We start from the raw sequence: 25,119 nt of genomic DNA on the forward strand, positions 1-25,119 counted from the left end.
CTTAGCGAAAGCCCAAAACGAATACCATGCCCGTGTACTGGAAAAACTCGGCGCAGACCGTGTCGTTCATCCCGAACGTGACATGGGGATTCGCATCGCCCATAATCTTGTTTCCAAAAATATTTTAGATTATATTGAACTATCTGACGAATTTTCTCTAGCAGAGATTCGCGTGTCCAATCCACGCTTTTTCAATAAATCCCTGATTGAGCTGAATTTTCGACAAAAATATGGTCTGACAGTCGTTGCGATTCGTCGGGGACCAGGACAAGTGATCGTTTCGCCTGATGCAGAGGCGATCGTGCGTGAAAATGACAATTTACTCGTGATCGGCAATACAGATGATGTAGATATACTTGATGAACATATGAATGATTAGGAGTGAAGAAAATGAACTTAACAATAAGTCCTGAAGCAATGCAATGGTTTAAAAAAGAATTGGTGGTAGACCAAGGAAGCGGGATTCGTTTTTTCGGAAAAATTTATGGCAAAACACAAGTGCATGACGGATTTTCCGTGGGAATGTCAGTCGATAAACCAGAACGTCCGATCGTCGAACAAACCATTGATGGCTTGCTTTTTTTTATTGATGAAGCAGACGAATGGTTTTTCAAAGGCTATGATCTAACTGTGGACTATGATGAAACGTTAGATGAACCGAAATATGATTTTAGCGAAGATAAAAAATAATGTGGATTCGGTCCTAGCTGACCGATTTCCCACGACTGGCTCTAGGAGATGAAACCGATGTTATCAATTGTTGTACCTTGTTTTAATGAAGAGGCAAGCTTGCCGATTTTCTTTGAAGAAACAGAAAAAGTGAAGAAACACTTAAATATGCCTTTTGAATATATTTTTGTTAATGACGGGTCTTCAGATCAAACTCTGTCTGTTTTAAGAGACTTGTATCACGCCCACCCTGAAAGTGTTCGCTATCTATCTTTTTCGAGAAACTTTGGCAAAGAAGCTGCTCTTTATGCGGGGCTACAAGCTGCTAGAGGCGATTTTGTCACTGTAATGGATGCAGATTTACAAGATCCGCCGTCATTACTACCTGAAATGTTTGCTTTGCTAAGAAGTAAACCAGAGCTTGACTGTGTGGGTACGAGACGTGCCGATAGAAAAGGTGAGCCAAAGATTCGCAGTTTTTTTTCGAACTCGTTCTATAACATCATCAACAAAATTGCCGATACTGAAATGGTAAACGGTGCGCGAGATTTTCGCTTGATGCGCCGCAATATGGTTGATGCAGTTTTACAGCTGTCAGAGTACAATCGCTTTTCAAAAGGGATCTTCAGCTGGGTTGGGTTTGATACAGAATACATCGCCTATGAGAATCGAGAAAGAGTAGCGGGTGAGACGTCCTGGTCATTCTGGAAGCTATTCCAATATTCGATCGATGGCATCGTCAATTTTTCAGATACACCTTTGAATATCGCCTCGTTTATTGGTGCGCTTTCCTGTTTTGGTTCTCTGATTGCTTTGATCTTTATTGTGATAAGAACCTTTATTTTTGGAGATCCGACATCAGGGTGGCCTTCAATGGTCAGTATCTTCTTATTTGTTGGTGGATTGCAATTGCTTTGTTTAGGGATCATCGGCAAGTATATCGGAAAAATTTTCTTAGAGACTAAAAATAGACCCTTATACTTCTTGAAAGAAACCGAAAAAGACCAAGAAAAATAATGATAAAATAAAAGTGTACAATTTGAAGGGGTTGCCTTCAACTGTACACTTTTTTTACGGAAAGAATTTGTTAGTATCCCTTTTCCAAGTTTATCTCATTTTTAACAAGTTCTTGTTTCGTTAAAAATTGTTGGAAATTCGCTAAGAAAATATCCATAAATGCCTTTTGAAAATGGGGCGTGTGTCCTGAGATGTGAGGAGTAATCAACAGGTTTTCGGTATGCCATAGTGGATCATTTTCTGGTAGAGGTTCCTCTTCAAAAACATCTAGTGCGGCAAATGCCAGCTGCTTTTTCTCTAATGCCTTTGTTAATGCGGCAGTATCCACGCTAGGACCGCGACCGACATTATAAAATGAAGCGGAAGGCTTCATTTGTGCAAAAAAGGCTTCATCATACAAATGTGTGGTTTCTTCTGTCAGTGGAAGAATATTGATGATGCAATCGGCGGTTTTTGCGCAAGCGTGTAAGTCAGATAACGCAAACGTTTTTTCAAAACCCGCCACCTCATGGCCGCTTGTATTAATGCCAATCGGATGTACACCAAAAAAGGTTAATGCTTGGGCTAATCTTTGGCCGATTTGTCCCGTACCAACGATCAAAATCTCTTGATCAGATAGCTTTGCATAAGGAATCGTATCCGGTGCCCATTGCTGTTTTCTTTGTTGTTGGATTGCTTGGAAAATCCCGCGGTTTTCCATAAAGAGCAAAGCCAATAAATGGTCTGTAATCGATTCTGCGTGGATGCCACTGCCATTTGATAAGAGAATGTCGTATTTTGCAAACTCTTTTAATGGCAAGGTGTCCACACCAGCCGAAATCGCTTGGACCCATTTCAAATTTGTTTTTTCGGTTAACAGGTGTTCGTTCCATGTTGGTTTCCAACCGATAGTGATTTCTACTTGTGACCAATCAATTGCTTGGTCCTTTGAGTAGACGAGAAATTGATAGTCTTTTTCCATTTGTTCCACATAAGTGTCGCGAAAGTTGCGAGTGGCTAAGATTATTTTTTTCATTGCCAAGCCTCCTTGTATCTTAAGTGTAGCAAAGAATGAGAAAAAAGCCATGTTCAATGAATTGAACATGGCATAGATCATTTTTTTAATTGTATTTTTGGTGAATCTTTGACACCTTGTGTAAATAAGAATAGGGAACCAAACAAAATAAAGGTGGTAGCATCAAAGGAAGGCAGCGCTAGTTGTACAATAACACTAATGAGTGTAGGCAATGCAGCACAGACAATGAGAATCTTTAAATTTTCGAAAAAGGTATAAGAGAATAGCTTCAATTTCGTATAGATCGTTGCAATAAAGGTTCCCATGATTAAGGTGATCAGTAAGCTGACAAACGTGGGATATAAGGCGACAAAAAAGACAATGATTTTTATCAGCCATGGGATCGCTTGGTTGGATAAGGTTTCTCGAATCGCCTGACCGTTAAGATTACGCAGTGCTGGTTCACTATAATCAAACTCTAATTGGTTTGAATCGAACATAGACGTTGAGAAACCAGAAGAAGGGATACGAATGACCAGCTGATCTTTTAACAAACCTACTGCGATCACCGAGCCGGTGACATCAGATGCAATATCCGCTGGTGTACGATTGCCATCAGGATCAAAAGTAAAGATGATCGAATCGGTTTGATAGATGAATCCTTTCGTATTTGGAGCGGCAGAAAGCTGTCCATTTTCGATCGTAAAATCAGGAATCGTTTCTCCGATTTTTTGTCCATCTGCTTGCACATCACGAAAGACGCCTAAGACATTGATGGTAATTGGCAAAGCCATCATCACGGCTGCACCTAATAGAAAAACGATCACTTTGGAAAACTCTGCTTTTTTGACGAATTTTAGTTCTGGTATTCGAAAAAAAGCAATTTTAAATAGTTGGACGATAGTCATTTGCTGATAAACTCCTTTGTGGTATAACTAGAGTAATTGTAACGAAGGGTTCTTAGGATTACAAGGAATTCACAAAAAAAGAGCCAAATATCTATTGAATAAGTAAATAAAGTAATGAAAGTAGGCATATGGATGCAAAAGTTTATTGAATACAAACAAATCTTACAACAAAAAAAACTGTGGGAGCCACTCACGTATTTATTTTTTGGTGGTTTGACCACCGTAGTCAATATTGTCGTCTATCTTATTTTTCGTGAAGGGTTTGGTTTTTATTATCAGACAGCGAATGTGATTGTTTGATTGTCTTCTTTAATCTTATGAAAAAAAGAAAAATAAAGCGATAATTTTATGAAAAAATTCGTATATTAATTATTTATAGGATATAATATAGTGTAAGAAAGCTTTGATGAATTAGGAGTGTTCTTACACTATATTATATCTGTCTCTTATACACATCTAGATGTGTATAAGAGACAGATATAATATAGTGTAAGAAAGCTTTGATGAATTAGGAGTGTTCTTTTTGAAATTTTATTTAAGGTTTAAAGAGGCTTTAGAAAAAAGAAAACTATGGAATCTTTTTATTTATCTTTTTTTTGGTGGTCTTGCCACAATTGTAAATATCGTAACTTATTTTATTTGTGTAGAATGGCTCTCTCTGCATTACTTGGTAGCAAATGGAATTTCGTGGATAGCTTCTGTTTTGTTTGCTTTTGTAACGAACAAAGTTTGGGTGTTCCATTCAAAAACAGAAAGTATGTTAGAACTTTTAGTTGAATTTGCTAAGTTTATTTTTTATCGTGTACTCTCCCTTGGAATGGATATGGGTGTGATGTATGTTATGATCGATTTAATGAATACAACGAATTTAACAGCAAAGATAGTTACTCAAATCATTGTTGTTCTCGCTAATTATCTCTTTAGTAAATTCCTGATATTTAATCAAGCGGAAATCAAAAATTTTGAAGTAAATGATGAAAGTTAGTAAGCATATTTTTTGAACAAAGTCTGATAGTCTGATAATGTTACTTATGTAAACATTATCATTGAGGAGGATTTTTTTATGACTTACACATTACCAGATTTACCTTACGCATACGATGCATTGGAACCATATATTGATGAAGAAACGATGCATTTGCATCATGATAAACACCACAACACTTATGTAACAAACTTAAATGCAGCGATTGAAAAACATCCTGAATTAGGTGAAAAAACAGTTGAAGAATTATTAGCAGACTTTTCTTCTGTACCAGAAGACATTCAAACAGCGGTTCGCAACAATGGCGGCGGCCATGCTAACCACACATTCTTCTGGGAAATCTTAGGCCCAAATGCTGGTGGCGAACCTACTGGGGCAATCAAAGAGGCAATTGACGAAGCTTTCGGCAGCTTTGAAGACTTTAAAGAAGAATTTAAAACTGCTGCAACTGGACGTTTTGGTTCAGGTTGGGCATGGTTAGTCGTTAAAGACGGTAAACTAGCAATCACTTCAACCGCGAATCAAGATTCACCATTGATGGATGGTCAAACACCTGTATTAGGTTTAGATGTTTGGGAACATGCGTATTACTTAAAATACAAAAATGTTCGTCCAGATTACATCAATGCTTTCTGGAGTGTTGTTAACTGGGACAAAGTAAACGAATATTTCGCAAAAGCTTAAACAAACCATTAGGAAGAAGCCTGACTAAGGGCTTCTTTTTTGTTGATGGAAAGAAATTTCGTTATTGCTAACGCTTACATATTTCGCTATAATGAAATAGACGGAATCGTCGGATTATAATTATTGGAGGCTTTACACACTATGGAACATGGGAAAGTAAAATGGTTCAACAACGAAAAAGGGTTTGGTTTTATTACAGTTGACGGTGGCGATGATGTATTTGTTCACTTCTCTGCCATTCAAGGAGATGGTTTTAAATCGCTTGAAGAAGGACAAGAAGTTGAATTTACGATCGTTGAAGGTGCCCGCGGACCGCAGGCAGCGGAAGTAACCAAAGTCTAAATCAGAACAAAAAAGCTGAGTAACTGAAGTGCCTCAAAAAGATATTTTTTATTGTTTGATTTTTGAGGTCACAAAAGATACTCAGCTTTTTTAATTTGCTATTTCTTTCCATATTTGGTATCTTCAATACATTAGTAAGACTAGGAAGCGAAGAGGGATAAGAATGAAACGAGTAATCACTTACGGAACATTTGATTTATTGCACTATGGACATATCAATCTTTTGCGTCGTGCAAAAGAACAAGGCGATTATTTAATCGTAGCACTGTCAACGGATGAATTTAATTGGAATGAAAAACAAAAAAAATGTTACTTTTCTTATGAGAAAAGGAAACAATTATTAGAAGCGATTCGGTATGTGGATCTAGTGATTCCTGAAGAAGGCTGGGCTCAAAAAGTTTCTGATGTCAAAGAGTACCATGTTGATACCTTTGTTATGGGAGACGATTGGGCAGGAAAGTTTGACTTTATTCAAGAAGAAACCGATGCTGAAGTGATTTATCTAGCACGGACACCAGAAATATCAACCACGCAAATCAAAAAAGATTTGAAACTCAACAATTAAAAGGACTGTTATTAAAAAAGCATCTTTTACAGATGTTTTTTTTATTGAAACCAACTCCAAGAACTTAAGAATTTATTACTAGTTTTTCATTGATTATTTGTTCAGAACTCAAAATATGGTATGATGTTTTGTGAGTTGACTTGATCAATTAGAAATTCTATGAGAATGGATGAAGAAAGTGGAAAAAGAAATCAAAGTCCGTGCAACTTTAGTGACGAAAGAATACGACTTATATAAAAAGAAAGCTGACAAAGTAAAAGCACTATTCAAGTTCTATCATCGCAATGTTCCCCGTTTTTGGGCATTAAAAGGAGTTAGCTTCGATGTGAAAGCTGGTGAATCAGTGGGGATCATTGGGATCAATGGCTCTGGAAAATCAACTTTATCGAACGTGATCAGTGGCATTATTCCACCGACATCCGGTACGATGGAAGTAAATGGTGATACCTCAATCATCGCAATCGGTGCGGGGTTAAAATATCAGCTGACAGGGTTAGAAAACATTCGGCTCAAAGCATTGATGTCTGGAATGACTAATAAAGAAATTGATGAAAAAATGCCTGAAATAGTAGCCTTTGCTGATTTAGGTGATTTTATCAATCAACCCGTTAAAAGCTATTCCAGTGGGATGAAATCACGGTTAGGCTTTGCTATTGCGGTTCATAATGATCCAGATATTTTAGTCATTGATGAGGCGTTGTCTGTCGGAGACGAAACGTTTTATCAAAAATGTGTGGATAAGATTATGGAATTTAAAGAAGCAGGAAAAACGATCTTTTTTGTTAGTCATGCTTTAGGACAGGTAGAAAAACTTTGTGACCGAACGATTTGGATGCACTATGGTGATTTACGGATGTTTGGTCCTACTGAAGAAGTAATGGCTGAATACCGCAAATTTATCGATTGGTTCAAAAAACAACCAAAGAAAGAGCAAAAAGCCTATCAAGATAAATACAAAGAAGATCAAAAAGCATTTAACTTGGACAAATTAGCTGAAAAAAGCCGAGAAGATCATTTTTTACAACTACAAAATCTTTCCGACCAAATGATCAAGAAAAACTTGAAACGTACGCCACTAGGAGAAAAAATGAGCTGGCCGACAAAAGGAGTCTTAGGTTTGGTCGTAGTCGCAACGATATTCTGCTCGCTGGTTTCTTTTAGCGGGCGTTCGATTACTTACGCAATTAAAAATCCTGTTGAAACGATCAGTCAAGTTTTCAAATAAAGAAGATGTTTCTTTGTTTAGTTCAAATAGAAAAGGAAGAAGTTTGTGAAAGAGATTGCTGCAGTTATAAAAGAACAATTTAAAAATGCGGGGATTATTTTTCGGATGTCCCGTTATGAAGATAAAGCGACCTATCAGAGTCACTATCTAGGTTTAGCTTGGCAGATTTTAAATCCCGCTATTCAAGTAGGAATCTATTACTTGGTTTTTGGTCTAGGTGTTAATCAAAACGGAAATATTGATGGCGTACCTTTTATTATCTGGATGCTGATTGGGATCACGGCATGGTTTTATATTAGTGCATCAATCTTAGGAGCCTCGAATAGTATTCATCGACAAGTAGGAATGGTAGCGAAAATGAAGTTTCCAGTCAGTATTCTACCATCGATCAACATTATAAGTAATTTATCATCCTACATTCCTATGGTGGCAATCGTGGTAGGTTCGTTATTCATAGCTGGTGTGACGCCAAGTATCTATTGGTTGCAATTTATTTATTATTTTCTTGCGATGATTGTTTTCTTATTTGCATTTGGTCTATTGAACGCCACAATAACAGTACTAGTTCGAGATTATCATATTTTCTTACAATCAGTACTTCGTTTATTATTCTATGTTTCAGGACCTATTTGGAATATCAATAATCGTAATTTACCAGATTGGCTAATTAAAGTGTTACACTTAAATCCAATTTACTATTTAATCGAGGGATTTCGGGATGCTTTCCTTTCTCGAGCATGGGTTTGGGAAAAAACGACCTACACACTTATATTCTGGTGTCTAACTTTGATGCTTCTTATTTTAGGAAGCCATTTGCATATGAAGTTCCGTGCTCGTTTTGTTGATTACATTTAAAAATGATGTTTTGACGTGTGCTCTCTAACTTAGAGAGCGCACTTTATTTGTTTTTAATTTTTTCTTTATTTCAAATAAGTTACGGAAGCGTTACGGATGAAAGTTATTCTTGATAGCGGTTGCTGAACGTTGTATTTTGTGGGAAAATTTACTCGATAAGTGATTTTTTATTGGCGAGGTGCAGGATGCGGAGTTATCAAAAAGTAATAGTCAGTATTTTAGTCGTGTTAGTAGTTGGAATCATTGGGTTAACGATTTATGGCATGCAGATCTATCAAGAGACGAATGCTACATTCAACCAAATCTCAAAGTCTGTTGATCGTAAAACAGACAAACGAGAAACAGCGATCAGCATTGAAGAGCGCGATCCATTTTCCATTCTGTTAATGGGGATTGATACAGGGGCGTTGGGACGAACCGAGCAAGGCCGTTCAGATAGCATGATGGTGGTAACAGTCAATCCTGAGAAAAAGCAGTCAACGATCGTTAGTCTTGACCGTGATATCTATACGCAAATCGTTGGCTTTAATACGATCGATAAGTTGAATCATGCCTATGCTTTCGGTGGTGAAGCGATGGCAATGGATTCAGTTGAAAATCTTTTAGACATTCCTATCGACCATTATGTGACGATCAATATGCAAGGAATGCGGGATTTGATTGATGCAGTAGGTGGGATCGAAGTGACAAATGCCATCGATTTTACGTTAGAAGGTGTCCATGTCCCTAAAGGACAAATCACTTTAGATGGGAAAACAGGCTTGGCCTACGCAAGAATGCGTAAACAAGATCCAGAGGGAGATATTGGACGACAAAGAAGGCAAAGAGAAGTGGTGACGAAAATCCTTCAAAAAGTCATGAGCTTGGAGGGAATAGGAAATTACCGCAATATCCTTAAAGCAGTTGAAAAAAATTCGAAGACGGATCTTACCTGGAATGACATGATGGATATCGGCACGAATTACATGCCTGCTTTTACGACCATCGAGCAAGAGCAGCTACAAGGGGAAGGACAACTGATTGGTGGGGTATATTATCAGCTATTAGGCACGAATCAGTTGTTGCATACGCAAAATTTGTTAAAGGAGCAGTTGCAACTTCCGACGAACGAGGGGTTGACCCAAGGCGATGAATATACTAACGGATCGCCTAATTATCAGTTATACGACGACAGTCTGACCTTCTCAGAAGAAAATTCAACAACTGGGGAGTAGCTAGTTTCTTTAGAAGCCTAAAAAGCAGGGTGACCGAAAGTCCTCCTGCTTTTAGTTTTCCACAATAACATCAATCAATTTCTTGTTTCACGAAATCAACAAATGAAAAAACATAAGAAAGCTTAAAAAAACAATTTTTTCATGAAAGAGTGAAAATGAAACAATCTATCTGTGAAACATTCAGGCAGATATCGTTGAGTTTTTATAGTTTTTTCTAAGGATTAATGGATATTTTTTGTTTTTTCTGTTTCAGATCGAATTTTTTGGTAAAATAGGACAGTAGTCATTATAGATTGGAAGGATAGATGAGATGAAGAATTTGAAAGATAAAGTTGTCCAAGGGATACGTAAGGGGCCAGAAGAACCAAAGGCCAAATCGTATCGCAAATCTCATGTTCCATTTCGATTGAACTTTTTGTTTTTTATTATTTTTGCTTTGTTTGTATCATTGATTGTCCAATTAGGCTATCTACAGATCGTCAATGGCGAAAATATTGAGCAGCAATTGAAAGCTTCATCTGTAGTGGAAGTAAAAGGAAGTGCCCCTCGGGGGATGATTTACGATGCTTCTGGGAAAGCTTTAGTGGAAAATCAAGCCAATGCAGCAATCACATTTACCCGCGGAAACAAAATGACCGCTCAAGATTTGTTAGAAACGGCCAAAAAATTGAGCGAGTTGATCGAAGTACCTGTGGACAAAAACTTGTCTGATCGTGATCTTAAGGACTTTTGGCTGGCCGATGAAGAAAATCTTGAAGCAGCAACTGACCGATTGAGTGATGAAGAGCGTTCTTTAGGTACTTCTGAACAATATGCGGCAACCGTTGATAAAGTGACAGAAGATGAAATCAATTTCTCTGATGCAGAATTAGAAGCAGCCACGATTTTTAAGCGGATGAATAGCGCCCAATCTTTGAGTACGGTCTTTATTAAGACGTCGGATGTGTCTGACCGTGAATTAGCTGTTGTCGCTGAAAATATGGTTGATTTACCGGGAATCTCCACGGGGACTGATTGGACGAGAAACATCGTTGAAGGAAGTTCTCTGGCTAGTTTGATCGGAACGGTGACTAGTGAAGAACAAGGGATTCCGGAAGAAGTTTTGGATGAATTTTTAGAAAAAGGCTATGCTCGTAATGATCGTGTTGGACGCAGTTATTTAGAGCAGCAGTATGAAGAAGTCTTACAAGGCACAAAATCCATTTCCGAGATTTCCCTTGATAACAATAATAATATTGAAAGTCAAAAAGAAACCTTTGCAGGGGCAAAAGGGGATAACCTTGTATTAACATTAGATGCTGAGTTTCAAGCGAGAGTTGATAAAATCTTGCAAGACAATTTCCAAAAACTGATTGATTCTGGGGCAGCAGAATATTCTCCAGGGGTTTACGCAGTGGCGTTAAATCCAAAAACCGGCGGCGTTTTGTCAATGTCCGGCTATCATCATGATACAGGTTCAAATGAATTGCAGGAAAATGCCATTGGTACCTTCATTAATTCCTTTGTACCAGGGTCCGTTGTCAAAGCAGGGACTTTGGCTGCCGGCTGGGAAAATGGGGTCTTAAACGGCAATGAAGTGTTATTGGATCAACCAATCAGAATTGGCTCCGATGTAAAAGCCTCAATTTTCAACCCAACTGGGGCAAATAATCGTAACCTTTCTGCGGAGCAGGCGTTGGAAGTTTCTTCTAACTCCTATATGATGCAAGTCGCTTTACGTTTGATGGGCATCAATTATCAGTCAGGTATCTCGATTCCAACAGTGGATCGTCAAGGGGATGTCTATGAAAAACTACGTTCGTCTTTTGCCTCTTTTGGTATGGGAACTGAAACTGGGATCGATTTACCGGGAGAAGCGACTGGTATCAGCACATCGATCGATAACATGGACCCGGTCAGTGATGGTGGGAAGATCCTTGACTTGGCTTTTGGTCAGTTTGATACCTATACCACGTTGCAACTGGCACAATATGCAGCAACTGTTGCTAATGGTGGCAAAAGATTGCAGCCTCATATCGTCGACGGTATTTACGGCAATGATGAAACTGGCGGTCTTGGCTCACTGATTGAAGAGATCGAACCAACGGTATTGAACGAAGTTGGTTTAACAGATGCTCAAATGCAAATTGTTCAAAATGGATTTTATGATGCAGTTCATGGAACGGATGCTTGGGCAACTGCCAAAGGCTTGGCTTCTGCGAAAATGGAGGTCTCTGCCAAAACAGGTACTGCCGAAACACCAATTGTGGATAGTAATGGCAATACCATCAGCTTAGTTAACCTAAACATCGTTGCCTACGGGCCAAGCAGTGATGCGGATATTGCGATTGCGATCGTAATGCCTCAATTAAAAGGCGACACAGATACCCATCCAAATATTCAAATCGCCAAAGAGATCATGGATGCTTACTACGACTTATATATGAAATAAGCATAAAAAATCGCAGTGAAGACTGCGGTTTTTTTGTTTTATAAGAAAACTGATAGAAAACCAACATTTAGTGAGAAAGACTTGCTATTTTTGAATGATTGGCTTAGAATACTAGCGGTCAAGAGATAATTTTGATTTGCACGTTAAATAAAAAGATAAACTGATGATAAAAGGGGTAAAAAACGTAATTATGAACAAGGAATGTTTAAGTAAGCAAGAACTAATGAAGCAGTTGGGACAATTTACACCAGCTGAAAAAAAGGAGATTCGGGATTATTTGCAACGGAAAAATCCATTGCTTTTCCGAAAATTTGAACGAATGAAACACGATTTATATCGCTTGGAATCACGGCGTGTCCAATGCGAGATTGAAAATAACGAAAAGGAGTTAGGTCTTCTAAACGACAAGATCCTTTTAAAAAAAGAAGATTTTCTTGAGCTGTTATTAGCCATTCGAAAGAAAAGAGGGTAATGGATGGAATTTATTGAACTCGTCATTATCATTGCAATTCTTGTCACATTATCAAATGTGGCGAGCAAAATATTGCCCTCAGTACCGATCTTTTTTATTCAAATCATCTTAGGAATTTTATTAGGTCTTACAGAAATGGGTCAAGAGATCGCCTTTGAACCGGAAATGTTTTTAGTAATGATCATTGGTCCATTGCTATTTCGAGAAGGGGAACGAGCAGATGTACCTGAGATCCTAAAAAACAGCAAGATCGTGCTGTTTTTGGCTTTTGGTGGCGTGTTAATGACGCTGTTTGCGGTCGGCGGAACCCTCCATTGGTTGATGCCGACGATACCTCTGGCTGCTTGCTTCGCTTTCGGGGCTGCGTTAGGACCAACTGATGCGGTGGCAGTCTCCTCATTAGCAAAGCGTTTGAAAATTTCCAAAAACATTATGCATATTCTTGAAGGCGAGGGCTTACTGAACGATGCTTCGGGGGTTACCGCATTACAGTTTGCTATCGTGGCTTTGACTACCGGGAGTTTTTCAGCAGCAAACGCAGGCTTCCAACTTCTTTTCTCTAGTATCGGTGGCGGGCTTGTCGGTTACTTGATAGTATGGCTGAAACGCCGGATTTTACGTTTTATTGAAAAAATCTCGGCACAAGATGTCACAGTATACTTATTGATTGAACTGCTCTTGCCATTTGCTGCCTATTTGCTGGCAGAAATGATTGGCGTCTCAGGGATTATCGCAGCAGTTGTGGCAGGTGTAGCCCAAGCCCAAAGAAAACGCCGGATCTCGTTGTTTGATGCAGAATTAGCGAACATTTCGGAAAGCACATGGTCGACCATTGTCTTTACATTGAACGCATTAGTGTTTCTCTTTCTAGGGATCGAGTTGTCACAAGTCTTTTCACCGATCTGGGAAAGCAAAAACTATGCAAACTGGCATCTAGTCATCACGATTTTAGTCGTCACAGCGGTGATTTTCCTCGTACGTTTTATCTTTTTGCTATTTTATTATTGGTTCTTACAGTCAAAAAAACAAGTATCCATGAATCAAGTCGCCTTGTTGACCTTTGGTGGCGTCAAGGGAACAGTCAGTTTGGCAGCCATCTTCATTTTACCGGTGATGGTGCATGATACACCGTTTCAGGAACGGAGCTTGCTCCTGTTTTTGACCGCCTGTGTAATTTTGCTGACATTGATCATCAGCGTGATGGTCTTACCTTATTTGGCAGATGGTGAAGCTGCCGAAAGTGTCGACTTCAATCACTTGTTGATCTTAGAAGACGTCATCGAACAATTGGAAGCAGGAGAAAAACAAGAGCTTTCTGATAAAGGTCGCTTAGCGATCGATGCTGTCATCAATTCCTATGAAAATCGTCGTTGGGAATTGTATCGCAATAGTTTGACTGATTCAGAAAAACAAGAAATCCAAGAAATTCAAGGATTGATCTTATCGATCGAACAAGACGGCTTGGATGAAGCTTATCGAAATGGGAAAGTCAGCCTAAATGGCTATCGTTTTTATTCACGCTTTATTTCTCAGCAGCAGCATTCCCTCGCAAAACAAATTCTCTCATTCTTTAGTTTTTGGCTCTTCTTTATTCAGCGTTTTATTCGTGTACTGATCCATCCACGTTTGTTTTTACAGCGGCAGCAGCAACTGAAAGATGCCTTGAAACAACGAGACATTTCTGAAGTACAAAAAATCTACTTAAAAAACAGCGAATACATTTTTCACAGTTTGAGCAATTTAGAAGATGTTTATGATTCCTCGCTGATCAATTTCTTTATTCGTCAACGAGAAATGAGCATCAAACGGTTTGAACATAGCAATTTCATTGAAACGATCATGATTGAGCAAGACCCGATTTTTGTTAAGAAAGTCCTTTGGGGCTATTATCTTGAGCGCAAGACGATCGATGAATATGAAGTGGCTGAGAAAATTTCAACGATTTCTGCAAATGAGTACCGACGCAATGTCAATCTGTTAGAATCGTATGCGATGTCTCGAGCGGAAGAACAACCGAAACAGCGGATGTTCCGCCGATAATATGTCTCAAAAGGCGCGCAACTTGATGCACGTTTTATGGAGTGTCTCCGTCAGGTTATTCCTAAAAGATGATCAACATCGATGATCAGAGGGAATAAACTGACGAAGGCATTCTTTTTTATTGCAAAAACTGCTCCTTTCTCTCATCGTTTCCTCGGATGAAATGTGGTACAATGAGCGAAGAAAAAACTCAGGAGGGATTCTGTGAAAGAATTAAAAGTAAGTGAATTAACCAAAACTTACGGTGAAAAAACACTGTTTGATCAGCTTTCTTTTCTGATACATGAAAAAGATCGGATCGGTTTGATCGGTGTCAATGGCACGGGGAAATCAAGTTTGCTGCGAATCTTAGCAGGTTTGGATCGTGGAGATGGTGATCGCCAAACTGTTTTTGCCAATCAAGATTATCGAATTGGCTTTTTAGCGCAAGACAATCAGCTACAAGAAGAATTATCCGTTGTAGATGCTGTTTTTCAAGGGACCAGTCCGCTGATCCGCGTTGTTCGCGACTATGAAAAAGCGCTGATTGCTTTAGAAAATAATGGTATGGATCAACAAACGCAGCGCAATTATCAATTGGCAGAAGAAGCGATGAATAAAGCGGATGCTTGGAACACAGATACAACAGCCAAAATTATCCTCCAAAAACTTGGGATCAGTGATTTAAAGAAAAAGGTCAGTGAGTTATCTGGAGGTCAAAAGAAACGAGTGGCTATGGCTCAAGTATTGATCGATGAACCAGACCTGTTGTTATTGGATGAACCGACTAACCACTTAGATTATGATGCGATCCAATGGTTGGAAGGCTATCTAAAAAATTATCGGGGTGCGTTATTGATGGTGACCCACGATCGCTACTTTTTGGATCGAGTCGTTAACCGGATCTTTGAATTGTCCTTTGGCAAGCTGCATGAATATCAAGGCAATTACGAGACGTATCTTCATGCTCGAGCAGAACGAGAACGAGTGGAGGAGACGCAAGAAGACAAGCGCAAGCAGTTATACAAACATGAGTTGGCTTGGATTCGCACCGGAGCGAAGGCCCGTACAACGAAACAACAGGCACGGATCGATCGTTTCGATGATTTAAAAGAAAACCTACATCAAGTAAAACGGAACGGCGAAGTGGCCATTGATGTTGCTACGACACGCTTAGGCAAACAAGTCTTAGCGCTAAAAGATGCGAGTTTCCAGATTGAAAACAAAACGATTTTGTCTCACTTTGATCTGTTGATTCAATCAAGAGAACGCTTAGGGATCACAGGAGAAAACGGTGCGGGCAAATCTACGTTGCTCAATATTTTAGCTGGTCGCCTGCCTTTAGAAGAAGGGGAGCGGACGATTGGCGTGACTGTGAAAATGGCTTATTATACGCAAACGATTGAAGCGATGAACCCTGATCAGCGAATGATTGCTTATTTGCAAGAAGCAGCCGAGGAAGTGCAAAAAGTGGATGGCTCACAAGTCAGTGTCGCAGAAATGCTGGAACAGTTTTTGTTTCCGCGATCCATGCACGGCACTAAGATCGGCAAGCTGTCTGGCGGGGAAAAACGACGCCTATTTTTGCTCAAGCTATTGATTGGGCAGCCAAATGTTCTCTTGTTAGATGAACCGACCAACGATTTGGATATTGATACCCTGACGATTTTGGAAAATTATTTGGAAACATTCCCAGGTGCAGTAATCACTGTTTCCCATGACCGCTACTTTTTAGATAAAGTTGCCCAAAAATTGCTGATCTTCGAAGGAGACGGCAGGATTAAGTCCTACTTTGGTTCCATTAATGAGTACCTAGCAGCCAATACCAATAAAGCTAGTTCAAGTGTACTAGAGCCAAAAGAATCAAAAAACGATTCACTTTCTCCTGATAGTGAGGAGTCTGCTGCAGCGCCTGTCAAAAAGAAACTGAGTTATATGGAACAAAAAGAGTGGGCGACAATTGAAGATGATATCGCGGCGTTAGAAGAAAAAGCTGCCGCTTTGACTGAAGAGATGAATCATCAAGGAGCTGACTTTACCAAGCTCCAAAAATTACAGCAAGAAATCAGCGAGGTTGAAACGCAACTTGCAGAAAAAATGGATCGTTGGGAATATTTGAGCGAGTTTGTGTAGAGTAAAGGAGAGAACGATGGAACAAGCATATTTAGATCTAGGAAGAAAAATATTAGCAGAAGGCAATGATAAAAGTGATCGTACAGGAACGGGAACACGCAGTGTCTTTGGTCACCAAATGCGTTTTGATCTGTCCCAAGGCTTTCCATTGTTGACAACCAAGAGAGTTCCTTTTGGCTTGATCAAAAGCGAATTATTGTGGTTTCTAAAAGGAGATACCAACATTCGTTATCTCCTAGAACATAATAACCACATTTGGGATGAATGGGCGTTTGAGCGCTATATTAAAAGTGATGCTTACACAGGTCCTGACATGACGGACTTTGGCCGTCGTTCCCTAGTGGATGAAGCTTTCAACGAACAGTACCAACACGAGTTGAAACAGTTTTGTGAAAAAATCTTATCTGATGATACATTCGCTGAAGCCTTCGGCGATTTGGGACACGTTTATGGGTACCAATGGCGCCATTGGGAAAAAAGTACGGGCGGGTTTATCGATCAAATCAAAGAAGTGATCGACATGATCAAGACGACGCCAGATTCTCGTCGTTTGATCGTCTCTGCTTGGAATCCAGAAGATGTACCGACGATGGCGTTGCCCCCTTGTCACACGATGTTTCAATTTTATGTTCATGATGGTCGCTTAAGCTGTCAGTTATATCAACGCAGTGCCGATGTCTTTTTAGGCGTTCCCTTCAATATTGCTAGTTATGCGCTATTAACGCACCTGATTGCTCATGAAACTGGACTAGAAGTCGGAGATTTTATCCATACATTAGGTGATGCTCATCTGTACAGTAATCATATAGAACAGATGAAGGAACAGTTGACTCGTTCAGTACGTCCGGCGCCAAGCTTACAGTTAAATCCTGAAAAACAGTCAATCTTTGATTTTGAAATGGAAGATATTACCCTGGCAGGGTATGATCCGCATCCAACAATCAAAGCACCGATCGCAGTTTAAGTGGTTGTTTGGTTTCATTTCATAAAGAAAGGAATGAGGCGTAATGGGAAATACCCACAAACGAGGCTTTGCGGCGACCTTTCATCAGAGACATGTTGGATCGATTCATGCATTGCTCATTGATCAATGCATTGATTTCTTGCATCAGCACTATGATACAGTTTGGCTATCCGTATCCGAGGAAACAGTGCCGGAGCTAAAAGAAGCCATTCGATCAAATCAGCAGTGCACTGCCCTTTTTATACCAGCAAAAGGGGCGGCGGATGCCCGCAGAAGGCTTATTTTTGCGGCACAGCATACTTTACCAATGCTGGATTCATTGCATATTTGTGATTTTGATCGCGTAGTGACTTGGATCGAGACGTATCCGGAAGAACTTGTGGCAATAAGCAAACAGCCGTTACCAGAGAATACGTATTGTATCCTAGGGCGAACTGCAAGGGCGTTTGCGAGTCATCCGCAAACGTGGCAAAGAACGGAGCGCTTGATCAACGAGATCGCAGCTGACTTTTTTCAAATACAAGAAATTGATGTCGCAGCTGGTAGTGCTCTCTTTCCTATCTCCCTGATACCGACCTTACTGAAAAACAACAACGCGCGTTTAAACGATGGGGAATGGCCGAGAAATGTCCAAAGAAGCGGCGGCACAATTGTTTACCAAGCCTGTGATGGCTTGCGCTTTGATGAACGCAACAAAGATCCATTTGAGCATGAATCAGCTTTTCAGCTGATGCAGCGGCTGCAGGTTGCTGCTACTATTTCGGAATCATTTTATACAGAAGGGATGTAATTTTTATGTTGATCGCACTTTGGGCACAAGATCAAAAGGGTTTGATCGGAGCGGATGGCACGTTGCCGTGGCATTTGCCAAATGATTTGAAATTTTTTAAAGAGCAAACCATCAATAATACGATTATAATGGGGCGCAAAACCTTTGAAGGAATGAGAAAAAGATTACTGCCGCAGCGTACGACAATCGTTTTGACAAGTGATCCACACTATCAAGCCAACGGCGCGTTAGTGATGCATGACCGAGAGGAAATCTTAGCGTATGTGAAGCAACAAGAGCATCCCGTTTTTTTAACTGGTGGAGCGGGTGTTTTTGAAGCGATGATTGACGATTGCGATCAATTGTACCGTACAGTGATCGATGCGGAATTTAACGGAGATGTGTATTTCCCAGAGATTGATTGGACGCAATGGAAACTTGATCATGTGATCGATGGGATCGTCGATGAAAAGAACCGTTATCCCCATCAATTTGAATTTTATCATAGAAAATAAAAGAACAGGAAGCTTTCTGCAGCGAAAGTTTCCTGTTCTTTGTTTGTAAGCAATGCTTCACTTTTAGGTATACAACAAGACGGAGAAGTACATCAGTCCAGCACCTAACATAACGAATAAGTGCCAAACCACATGCATGAATCGAACGGATTTTAAACTATAGAATAGCGCACCTACAGTATAAGAAACACCACCGCTTGCTAGTAAAAATGTTCCCCAGTATCCTAAATGTTCGATCAGAGGTTTGAAGGCGACGACACATAGCCAGCCCATGATGATGTAGATCAGGGTGGAGATTTTTGAGACAGTCTCTTTTTTATGAAGAGTCAGTGACTTATAAACGATGCCGCTAATTGCTAGTAGCCAAATCAAGACAAAGAGTGACCAGCCAAGCCAGCCTTGGATACTAAGCAAGCAAAAAGGTGTATAGCTTCCGGCGATCAGCAAGAAAATGGAGGCATGATCAAAGACTTGGAAGACCTTTTTTGCTTTGGTAAAAATCAAACTGTGAAATAAGGTAGAAAAGAGGAAGAGCAAAATCATCATCGACCCATAAATGGCATAGGAAACGATGTGGATAGGTGACCCTAGATTTGCCCCCTTGATTAAGAGGATGACCAGTCCTGCGATACTCAGTCCTAATCCGATCCCGTGGGTTACTGCATTTAATACTTCATTGACGATCAAATATCTGCGACTAAACTTCATGTGCTGCATTCGGCACCGTCCTTTCGAATCGAAATTAGATGAAAAAAAATTTTCTCTCTGTTATACTTAGTATAAATGGTCTGTGGTTATTTTACCACGAAAAAAGACTTGATTTAAAGAGAGAGTGAATATATGATGGCAAATCTTAAAATTGTGACAGATTCTTCCAGTACGATGGAACCAAGTGTCCGTGATGCTTTGGCTATCCATGTCGTGCCTTTATCTGTAATGATCGATGGTGTCGTTTATCCAGATGATGAAACGCTGCCGGGAGAAAAATTTATGCAAATGATGGCGCAAGCCAAAGAATTACCTAAAACTAGCCAGCCGCCAATCGGTCATTTTGTAGAACTATATGATGAATTAGGCAAAGATGGCAGTGAAATACTATCGATTCATATGACCAAAGGGCTTAGCGGAACCGTGGAAGCGGCTCGTCAAGCCAGTCATTTATCAAAAGCTAAAGTCACCGTGATCGATAGTGACACGACAGACCAAGCGTTGGCTTTTCAAGTGATTCGGGCAGCAGAATTGGCTAAAGCCGGTAAGACACTAGAAGAAGTTTTACCAGAGGTGGATTTGGTGCGTGAGCATACGAAATTATTTATCGGCGTTTCAACGTTAGAAAACTTAGTAAAAGGCGGTCGTATCAGTCGTGCCAAAGGTCTTTTATCGAGTTTGCTGAACATGAAAGTGATTATGGATTTTGATCATTCAGAACTGATTCCAGTCGTCAAAGGACGTGGTGTCAAGACCTTCAATAAATGGTTTGAAGAGTTAAAAGCTGAACTGAAGAGTATGCCTAAAGTGACGAAAATTGGTATTTCTCATGCTGAAGGGTTAGAAATCACAGAACGTTTCCAAAAGGAATTAGCGGAACTATTCCCCGAGTTGGATATCCCCTTGTTGCACACGACACCGATCATCGCCACTCACACAGGTAAAGGTGCCTTTGCGATTACTTATAGTACGGAATAAAAAAGCATGTTTTCTTTCAGCGATTCGTTTAATGACGAATCGCTTTTTGGCGTATGACAAGCTGTCGGGAAGAAAAAACAAAAAAAGAAGCTGCCTTTGCTTGTCGACTCTTTGGCAGGTAGCTGTTTTCTTTCTTAAGTTTGAAGGATTGCGACTAGGAATTTTATGAGAATTTTGTTAAAATAGCAAAGATTACAAAGGAGTTTGAATACCTGTGAAATGGAAGAAATTAGTAACTTATCTACTCGTTGTGGGATTGATAGCTATTGGAACTGGCTTACTGTTTCATTTTACTGTTCCCAAAGCCCAACCATTGCTGACCCCTGTGGACAAGCTAGCAGCCAATGATTCGAAAAAATCCGCCATTGAATATCTCGCTCTTGGGGATTCCTTGACAGAAGGGGTTGGTGATGAAACAGCTCGTGGTGGCTTTGTGCCAATTTTGGCTGGGGATCTAGAGGATCGCTATGATTTGAGCAATTTGGTAACTAAAAATTATGGGGTCGCTGGTGAAAGAAGCGATCAGATTTTAAAGCGAGTGAAAAACGATGAAGACTTACGCCAAGATCTTAGTCAAGCGGATTTGATTACCTTGACTGTCGGCGGTAACGACGTACTAAAAGTGATTCAGAGCAATTTCTTCGGCTTGAGCATTGAGACGTTTACGGAACCGATGGAAGATTACCAGGAACGTTTAAAAGACTTGTTTGCTCAAATCCGCGATTTGAATAGTGATGCACCAATCTATGTCTTGGGCATCTACAATCCATTTTATCTGAATTTCCCAGAAATCACGGATATGCAGACGATCATTGATAACTGGAATAAACAAACGGAAACGTTCGTCAATCAGCAAGACAATGCCTTTTTTATTCCTATCAACGATTTGCTCTATAAAGGGTTAAGTGATGAGGTCGGTATTGCTGATACAGAAGAAGGAGAATCAGAGAAAACTGCCGAATCATCGGACACAGAACGCTTATCTGATTCATCGACGACAGCTTCGGATGAATCACAAAGCAGTACTTCAACGACAACTGACTCATCGCAAACTGTCGGGAATAATATCACAAACAATGTTTTGTATGAAGGCGATCGCTTCCATCCCAATAATCTTGGGTATCAACTGATGGCGAATGCCGTTCGCGATGAAGTGATCAAAACGCAAAATTATTGGTTGCTAGAGGAGGAAGCAAAATGAAACCAAGCGAATCAACGAAGCAGCCGGAAAAAACAGCTGCAACGAAAAAAAAATCGATCAACTACTGGAAAATTGCTTTTCTAGTGTTGGTCGGTATCCTTTTAGGCACAACGGTTTTCTTTGCTTCAAGAATTTTTCAACAGCGAGAAACCGGCTTAAATGAAAGTGCTGAACTTGTTCAACGGGAGGGCAGTCCTGTTCTGACCGTTAACAGCAACAAGAGCCAGGTCAACCAATTGATTGATTTTTATCTGTCAGATTTTCAAAAAGATCAAGAGGTCAAGTATAATTTTGAGCTAAGAAATGAGGCATTGTTGACGGGAGAGTTTCAAGTATTAGGATTTCCTATCACCTTCTATCTCTATTTTGATCCTTACGTGACCGAAGAAGGTAACGTTCAATTGAAAGCCAAAAGCTTATCAATCGGCACCTTGGATCTGCCCACCAGTGAAGTAATGAAAATGATCAAACGTAGTTTTAAATTTCCTGACTGGATCGATGTCAATGCAGATGAACAAATCATTTTGATACGTTTGGATCAATTCCGTATGCAAAATGGCTTGTTTATCAAAGCCAACAAAATCAATCTTGTGGATGATGAAATTCAAATGAGTTTATATTTACCAGCTGAAACGGAGGATGAATAATGGAACGAGCAATTTTTGCCGGTGGGTGCTTTTGGTGTATGATCCAACCCTTTGATGAATTAGAAGGGGTGCATTCAATTTTTTCCGGCTATACCGCAGGACATACCGAAAATCCAACCTATGAAGAAGTCAAAAGCCATCAAACAGGGCATACTGAAGCAGTGGAAATCATTTTTGATCCTGAAAAAATCAGTTATGAAGACCTTTTGACGATCTATTGGCAGCAAACGGATCCGACAGATGCTTTTGGTCAATTTGAAGATCGCGGCGACAATTATCGTCCGGCTATCTTCTATTTTAATGAAGAGCAGCGGAAAAAAGCCGAAGCCAGCAAAGAGGCGCTTCAGGCTTCCGGTCGATTTACCGATCCGATCGTGACCACGATCGAACCAGCCCAACCTTTTTATTTAGCGGAAGAAGAGCACCAAGAGTATTACAAAAAGAATCCTGAGAATTTTGCTCGCAATCATGCCCGTAGAGCAGCCTTTTTAGAAAATCATTGGGAGCAAGAACATGCGTAAAAGTTTTTATACCTATTTAATGGCAGTCAAAGGACCGAGTCATACAGATGAGGCCCAGATCTTTGCTACTCATGCAAGTCATGATATCCAGTTTCCGAAGCACAGCGATGACTATGATGAAGTCTCTTCTTATCTGGAACTAAATGTTGATTATTTGCCATCCATGGATATTTTTGATCGTATCTGGGCAGAGTATCTCGAAAATAACAAATAAAAAAACTATCCTTCGTTTTGTATGGTTGCATAAAATCCGCAGAACGGAGCTGTTTTTTCTCAGAGAGGTGTTGTGAATGAAAGGTTTAACGACGAGCCGATATATCGTTTCTCTCGTTTGTGTCGCAATTTTGTCAGGAGGCGGTGTCTATTTATGGCAAACGGCTCAGCAAAATCAGCAGACGACGCAACCGGTGACAGAAACGACCACAGAAGCCAGCGGAATGGAGAAAATCCAGTCGCTATATGACCAAATCCTTGCGAATTATTACCAAGAAGTTGATGAGGATGCCTTGATAGAAGGTGCCCTTCAAGGGATGACTGATGCGCTAGATGATCCTTATACGACGTATTTGAACCAATCAGATGCGGATAACTTAGAACAATCACTTTCTGGAAGTTTTGAAGGGATTGGTGCTACCTTGTCGATCGTTGAAGACTATCCAGAAGTCGCACAAGCGCCGATAAAAAATACGCCTGCTGAAAAAAGTGGTCTGCGGATCAATGACCGAATCGTTAAGGTAGACGGTGAAGATACGCAGGGACAGGAATTATCTGAAGTTGTGGGTAAGATTCGTGGTGAAAAAGGGACGAAAGTCACCTTAACGATTCAACGTGATCAGGACACCTTTGATGTGGAGATCACTCGTGATGTGATCCCAATCGAAACGGTCCATGGAGAAATTGCTGAAAATAATGACACAATCGGTCGTATCGATATTACTTCCTTTGGTGAAAACACAGCAGCTGAGTTGAAAGAAACCATCACCGAACTGCGAGAAGCCGGCGCAAAGTCGTTTGTCTTGGATTTAAGACAAAATCCTGGCGGACTGCTGGACCAAGTACAGATCATGGCAAGTATGTTTTTAGAAAACGGCCAAACGATCGTGAAGTTTGCCAACAATCAAGGGGTGGTCAGTGAGACCAAAGCGAGCGAAGCATTGGATGAAGGATTCAAAGTCACAGAACCGGTCGTTGTTTTAGTCGACGGCGGCAGTGCCTCTGCATCGGAGATTTTTGCCGCAGCCTTGCAAGAATCAGCGGATATCCCAGTTGTTGGTACAGAAACCTTCGGCAAGGGAACCGTTCAGAACGTGAAGGATCTGGGGGATAATAGTGAATTAAAAATGACGGTCATGAAATGGCTGACACCGGATGAAAATTGGGTCAATGATCAAGGTGTGATGCCGGATTATGAAGAGGACTATCCAGAGTATGCGTATTTCCCGCCATTACCACGGGACAATGCCTTAAAAGCTGGACAATCATCAACGGCAGTCAATAACCTAAATCAATTTCTTAAAGCTTTAGGGTATGCCACTAGTGGTGATACCTTCAATGATGAGACGACAGCAGCAGTGAAGACTTTCCAAGAGGCTCATGATTTAAAAGTGACTGGGGAAGTCGATGCAGACACTGCCCAAGCGATCGAAAAAGAAGTAACGGAGAAACTCAAAGCAGAGGACCCAGCATATTTAAAAGCACTGTCCTTGCTTTCTGAAGAATAAACTAAGTGAAAAATTGGAGAGGAGGCAGACGTGTGGAGGCGAAAAAACTCTGGGTTGATCGTTTTTGGCTAGTAGTGAAATATGCGTTGATCGCTTTTGCAACAGCATTCTTGATTCGGGCATTCTTGTTGATCCCAGTTCCTGTTGAAGGAAATTCGATGGAAGGAACCTTAAAACAAGGAGACATGGTGGTCATTGAGAAGATTTCGCCCATCCAACGTTTTGATGTCGTTGTTTTCCAGTTGCCGGATGGTTCGACCTATATCAAGCGGGTGATTGGCTTACCGGGTGAGTCAGTGAAATATGTCAATGATCAGCTTTACATTGATGATGAACCGGTAGATGAAGATTTTCTAGTGAAGAACCGCAGCAATGATCACGAGTCTGTCTCTTACACCAATGACTTTGATTTGGAATCTTTATTAGGTGTTGAGAAGTTAGGGAAAGATAGTTACTTTGTCATTGGAGACAATCGACGTGCCTCCAAAGATAGCCGTTCCTTTGGACCAATATCAGGAGAGGCCATTTTAGGCAATGCTCGTTTTGTTTATTATCCATTGACTCATATTCGATTGATTTAGT

Annotated in this window: 28 protein-coding genes; 25 read left to right on the top strand and 3 right to left on the bottom strand. The window is 40.2% G+C overall.

Features of this window, described 5'->3' with window-relative positions; translation table 11 throughout:
* From A5883_RS04585 to A5883_RS04595, 3 genes are all read left to right on the top strand, one after another.
* Window positions 1–379, top strand: a 379-nt coding sequence (locus A5883_RS04585; protein WP_141108412.1) for a potassium channel family protein, incomplete at its 5' end; no start/stop codon positions are given.
* Window positions 380–390: 11 nt separating this feature from the next.
* Window positions 391–690, top strand: coding sequence for a HesB/YadR/YfhF family protein (locus A5883_RS04590; RefSeq protein ID WP_005229567.1), 300 nt, complete (start codon window positions 391–393; stop codon window positions 688–690).
* A gap of 57 nt (window positions 691–747) precedes the next feature.
* Window positions 748–1,686, top strand: coding sequence for a glycosyltransferase family 2 protein (locus A5883_RS04595; protein WP_176323951.1), 939 nt, complete (start codon window positions 748–750; stop codon window positions 1,684–1,686).
* Between the two features lie 70 nt (window positions 1,687–1,756).
* On the opposite strand, the gene A5883_RS04600 is transcribed toward A5883_RS04595, so the two are convergent.
* Window positions 1,757–2,752, bottom strand: coding sequence for a phosphoglycerate dehydrogenase (locus A5883_RS04600; RefSeq protein ID WP_086338714.1), 996 nt, complete (start codon window positions 2,750–2,752; stop codon window positions 1,757–1,759).
* Between the two features lie 26 nt (window positions 2,753–2,778).
* Window positions 2,779–3,588 carry a DUF1189 family protein gene (locus A5883_RS04605; RefSeq protein WP_086338068.1) on the bottom strand — a complete coding sequence of 270 codons (810 nt, stop codon included), beginning with the start codon at window positions 3,586–3,588 and terminating at the stop codon, window positions 2,779–2,781.
* A gap of 132 nt (window positions 3,589–3,720) precedes the next feature.
* Between A5883_RS04605 and A5883_RS04610 the strand changes: the two genes are divergently transcribed.
* The 15 genes from A5883_RS04610 (at window position 3,721) to A5883_RS04680 (ending at window position 18,761) form a co-directional block, all read left to right on the top strand.
* Complete coding sequence (locus A5883_RS04610) at window positions 3,721–3,888, top strand: GtrA family protein (RefSeq protein WP_225001471.1); 168 nt, start codon at window positions 3,721–3,723, stop codon at window positions 3,886–3,888.
* A 223-nt stretch (window positions 3,889–4,111) separates the two neighbouring features.
* Window positions 4,112–4,573 (top strand): GtrA family protein, encoded by a 462-nt coding sequence (locus tag A5883_RS04615; RefSeq protein WP_086338069.1) that lies wholly within the window; start codon window positions 4,112–4,114, stop codon window positions 4,571–4,573.
* A gap of 78 nt (window positions 4,574–4,651) precedes the next feature.
* Window positions 4,652–5,257, top strand: coding sequence for a superoxide dismutase (locus A5883_RS04620; RefSeq protein WP_005236898.1), 606 nt, complete (start codon window positions 4,652–4,654; stop codon window positions 5,255–5,257).
* A gap of 141 nt (window positions 5,258–5,398) precedes the next feature.
* Window positions 5,399–5,599, top strand: a complete 201-nt coding sequence (locus A5883_RS04625) for a cold-shock protein (RefSeq protein WP_005229578.1) — start codon at window positions 5,399–5,401, stop codon at window positions 5,597–5,599.
* 163 nt (window positions 5,600–5,762) lie between these two features.
* A complete protein-coding gene (gene tagD / locus A5883_RS04630; RefSeq protein WP_008379620.1) occupies window positions 5,763–6,164 on the top strand; it encodes a glycerol-3-phosphate cytidylyltransferase in 402 nt (133 codons plus the stop codon).
* Between the two features lie 169 nt (window positions 6,165–6,333).
* On the top strand, window positions 6,334–7,389 hold the full coding sequence (locus A5883_RS04635; RefSeq protein ID WP_086338070.1) for an ABC transporter ATP-binding protein: 1,056 nt from the start codon (window positions 6,334–6,336) through the stop codon (window positions 7,387–7,389).
* Window positions 7,390–7,434: 45 nt separating this feature from the next.
* Entirely contained in the window at window positions 7,435–8,244 is an 810-nt protein-coding gene (locus A5883_RS04640; protein ID WP_086338071.1) for an ABC transporter permease, read from the top strand.
* Between the two features lie 185 nt (window positions 8,245–8,429).
* On the top strand, window positions 8,430–9,458 hold the full coding sequence (locus A5883_RS04645; RefSeq protein ID WP_086338072.1) for an LCP family glycopolymer transferase: 1,029 nt from the start codon (window positions 8,430–8,432) through the stop codon (window positions 9,456–9,458).
* Window positions 9,459–9,768: 310 nt separating this feature from the next.
* Window positions 9,769–11,889, top strand: a complete 2,121-nt coding sequence (locus A5883_RS04650) for a peptidoglycan D,D-transpeptidase FtsI family protein (RefSeq protein ID WP_086338073.1) — start codon at window positions 9,769–9,771, stop codon at window positions 11,887–11,889.
* Between the two features lie 190 nt (window positions 11,890–12,079).
* The gene (locus A5883_RS04655) at window positions 12,080–12,361 is read left to right on the top strand and encodes a hypothetical protein (RefSeq protein ID WP_008379625.1); all 282 of its coding nucleotides are present in this window, start codon (window positions 12,080–12,082) and stop codon (window positions 12,359–12,361) included.
* A 3-nt stretch (window positions 12,362–12,364) separates the two neighbouring features.
* The gene (locus A5883_RS04660) at window positions 12,365–14,401 is read left to right on the top strand and encodes a cation:proton antiporter (RefSeq protein WP_086338074.1); all 2,037 of its coding nucleotides are present in this window, start codon (window positions 12,365–12,367) and stop codon (window positions 14,399–14,401) included.
* A 204-nt stretch (window positions 14,402–14,605) separates the two neighbouring features.
* The gene (locus A5883_RS04665) at window positions 14,606–16,513 is read left to right on the top strand and encodes an ABC-F family ATP-binding cassette domain-containing protein (RefSeq protein ID WP_086317046.1); all 1,908 of its coding nucleotides are present in this window, start codon (window positions 14,606–14,608) and stop codon (window positions 16,511–16,513) included.
* A gap of 16 nt (window positions 16,514–16,529) precedes the next feature.
* Window positions 16,530–17,477, top strand: a complete 948-nt coding sequence (locus tag A5883_RS04670; protein ID WP_086317048.1) for a thymidylate synthase — start codon at window positions 16,530–16,532, stop codon at window positions 17,475–17,477.
* Window positions 17,478–17,520: 43 nt separating this feature from the next.
* Window positions 17,521–18,267 (top strand): hypothetical protein, encoded by a 747-nt coding sequence (locus tag A5883_RS04675; RefSeq protein ID WP_086317050.1) that lies wholly within the window; start codon window positions 17,521–17,523, stop codon window positions 18,265–18,267.
* Window positions 18,268–18,272: 5 nt separating this feature from the next.
* Window positions 18,273–18,761, top strand: coding sequence for a dihydrofolate reductase (locus A5883_RS04680; RefSeq protein ID WP_086317052.1), 489 nt, complete (start codon window positions 18,273–18,275; stop codon window positions 18,759–18,761).
* 63 nt (window positions 18,762–18,824) lie between these two features.
* Here A5883_RS04680 and trhA read toward each other — a convergent pair whose 3' ends face one another.
* Entirely contained in the window at window positions 18,825–19,478 is a 654-nt protein-coding gene (trhA, locus tag A5883_RS04685) for a PAQR family membrane homeostasis protein TrhA (RefSeq protein ID WP_005236874.1), read from the bottom strand.
* Between the two features lie 126 nt (window positions 19,479–19,604).
* On the opposite strand from trhA, the gene A5883_RS04690 reads away from it, so the two are divergent.
* From A5883_RS04690 to lepB, 7 genes are all read left to right on the top strand, one after another.
* On the top strand, window positions 19,605–20,447 hold the full coding sequence (locus A5883_RS04690) for a DegV family protein (RefSeq protein WP_034872242.1): 843 nt from the start codon (window positions 19,605–19,607) through the stop codon (window positions 20,445–20,447).
* Between the two features lie 214 nt (window positions 20,448–20,661).
* Entirely contained in the window at window positions 20,662–21,648 is a 987-nt protein-coding gene (locus A5883_RS04700; RefSeq protein WP_086317054.1) for an SGNH/GDSL hydrolase family protein, read from the top strand.
* On the top strand, window positions 21,645–22,295 hold the full coding sequence (locus A5883_RS04705) for a YpmS family protein (RefSeq protein WP_005236869.1): 651 nt from the start codon (window positions 21,645–21,647) through the stop codon (window positions 22,293–22,295). Before A5883_RS04700 ends, A5883_RS04705 begins: the two co-directional genes overlap by 4 nt.
* Complete coding sequence (msrA, locus tag A5883_RS04710) at window positions 22,295–22,816, top strand: peptide-methionine (S)-S-oxide reductase MsrA (protein ID WP_008379644.1); 522 nt, start codon at window positions 22,295–22,297, stop codon at window positions 22,814–22,816. Before A5883_RS04705 ends, msrA begins: the two co-directional genes overlap by 1 nt.
* The gene (locus tag A5883_RS04715) at window positions 22,809–23,030 is read left to right on the top strand and encodes a YozE family protein (RefSeq protein ID WP_005236867.1); all 222 of its coding nucleotides are present in this window, start codon (window positions 22,809–22,811) and stop codon (window positions 23,028–23,030) included. Before msrA ends, A5883_RS04715 begins: the two co-directional genes overlap by 8 nt.
* Window positions 23,031–23,106: 76 nt before the next feature.
* Window positions 23,107–24,537 (top strand): S41 family peptidase, encoded by a 1,431-nt coding sequence (locus A5883_RS04720; protein ID WP_086299603.1) that lies wholly within the window; start codon window positions 23,107–23,109, stop codon window positions 24,535–24,537.
* 32 nt (window positions 24,538–24,569) lie between these two features.
* The gene (gene lepB, locus A5883_RS04725; protein ID WP_008379649.1) at window positions 24,570–25,118 is read left to right on the top strand and encodes a signal peptidase I; all 549 of its coding nucleotides are present in this window, start codon (window positions 24,570–24,572) and stop codon (window positions 25,116–25,118) included.
* Window position 25,119 lies beyond the last annotated feature (1 nt).

The sequence above is a fragment of the Enterococcus sp. 5B3_DIV0040 genome (assembly GCF_002140755.1).
In the GTDB taxonomy this organism is placed as follows: Bacteria; Bacillota; Bacilli; order Lactobacillales; family Enterococcaceae; genus Enterococcus_D; species Enterococcus_D casseliflavus.

What these genes read in the sequence shown, in the direction of transcription:
- msrA (WP_008379644.1), top strand. Translation starts at nt 22,295, where the DNA reads ATGGAACGAGCAATTTTTGCCGGTGGGTGCTTTTGGTGTATGATCCAA.
- A5883_RS04590 (WP_005229567.1), top strand. Translation starts at nt 391, where the DNA reads ATGAACTTAACAATAAGTCCTGAAGCAATGCAATGGTTTAAAAAAGAA.
- tagD (WP_008379620.1), top strand. Translation starts at nt 5,763, where the DNA reads ATGAAACGAGTAATCACTTACGGAACATTTGATTTATTGCACTATGGA.
- A5883_RS04625 (WP_005229578.1), top strand. Translation starts at nt 5,399, where the DNA reads ATGGAACATGGGAAAGTAAAATGGTTCAACAACGAAAAAGGGTTTGGT.
- A5883_RS04635 (WP_086338070.1), top strand. Translation starts at nt 6,334, where the DNA reads ATGAAGAAAGTGGAAAAAGAAATCAAAGTCCGTGCAACTTTAGTGACG.
- A5883_RS04660 (WP_086338074.1), top strand. Translation starts at nt 12,365, where the DNA reads ATGGAATTTATTGAACTCGTCATTATCATTGCAATTCTTGTCACATTA.
- A5883_RS04690 (WP_034872242.1), top strand. Translation starts at nt 19,605, where the DNA reads ATGGCAAATCTTAAAATTGTGACAGATTCTTCCAGTACGATGGAACCA.
- A5883_RS04670 (WP_086317048.1), top strand. Translation starts at nt 16,530, where the DNA reads ATGGAACAAGCATATTTAGATCTAGGAAGAAAAATATTAGCAGAAGGC.
- A5883_RS04655 (WP_008379625.1), top strand. Translation starts at nt 12,080, where the DNA reads ATGAACAAGGAATGTTTAAGTAAGCAAGAACTAATGAAGCAGTTGGGA.
- A5883_RS04680 (WP_086317052.1), top strand. Translation starts at nt 18,273, where the DNA reads ATGTTGATCGCACTTTGGGCACAAGATCAAAAGGGTTTGATCGGAGCG.
- A5883_RS04715 (WP_005236867.1), top strand. Translation starts at nt 22,809, where the DNA reads ATGCGTAAAAGTTTTTATACCTATTTAATGGCAGTCAAAGGACCGAGT.
- A5883_RS04645 (WP_086338072.1), top strand. Translation starts at nt 8,430, where the DNA reads ATGCGGAGTTATCAAAAAGTAATAGTCAGTATTTTAGTCGTGTTAGTA.
- A5883_RS04650 (WP_086338073.1), top strand. Translation starts at nt 9,769, where the DNA reads ATGAAGAATTTGAAAGATAAAGTTGTCCAAGGGATACGTAAGGGGCCA.
- A5883_RS04595 (WP_176323951.1), top strand. Translation starts at nt 748, where the DNA reads ATGTTATCAATTGTTGTACCTTGTTTTAATGAAGAGGCAAGCTTGCCG.
- trhA (WP_005236874.1), bottom strand. Translation starts at nt 19,478, where the DNA reads ATGCAGCACATGAAGTTTAGTCGCAGATATTTGATCGTCAATGAAGTA.
- A5883_RS04600 (WP_086338714.1), bottom strand. Translation starts at nt 2,752, where the DNA reads ATGGCTTTTTTCTCATTCTTTGCTACACTTAAGATACAAGGAGGCTTG.
- A5883_RS04705 (WP_005236869.1), top strand. Translation starts at nt 21,645, where the DNA reads ATGAAACCAAGCGAATCAACGAAGCAGCCGGAAAAAACAGCTGCAACG.
- A5883_RS04610 (WP_225001471.1), top strand. Translation starts at nt 3,721, where the DNA reads ATGCAAAAGTTTATTGAATACAAACAAATCTTACAACAAAAAAAACTG.
- A5883_RS04605 (WP_086338068.1), bottom strand. Translation starts at nt 3,588, where the DNA reads ATGACTATCGTCCAACTATTTAAAATTGCTTTTTTTCGAATACCAGAA.
- A5883_RS04675 (WP_086317050.1), top strand. Translation starts at nt 17,521, where the DNA reads ATGGGAAATACCCACAAACGAGGCTTTGCGGCGACCTTTCATCAGAGA.
- A5883_RS04720 (WP_086299603.1), top strand. Translation starts at nt 23,107, where the DNA reads ATGAAAGGTTTAACGACGAGCCGATATATCGTTTCTCTCGTTTGTGTC.
- A5883_RS04620 (WP_005236898.1), top strand. Translation starts at nt 4,652, where the DNA reads ATGACTTACACATTACCAGATTTACCTTACGCATACGATGCATTGGAA.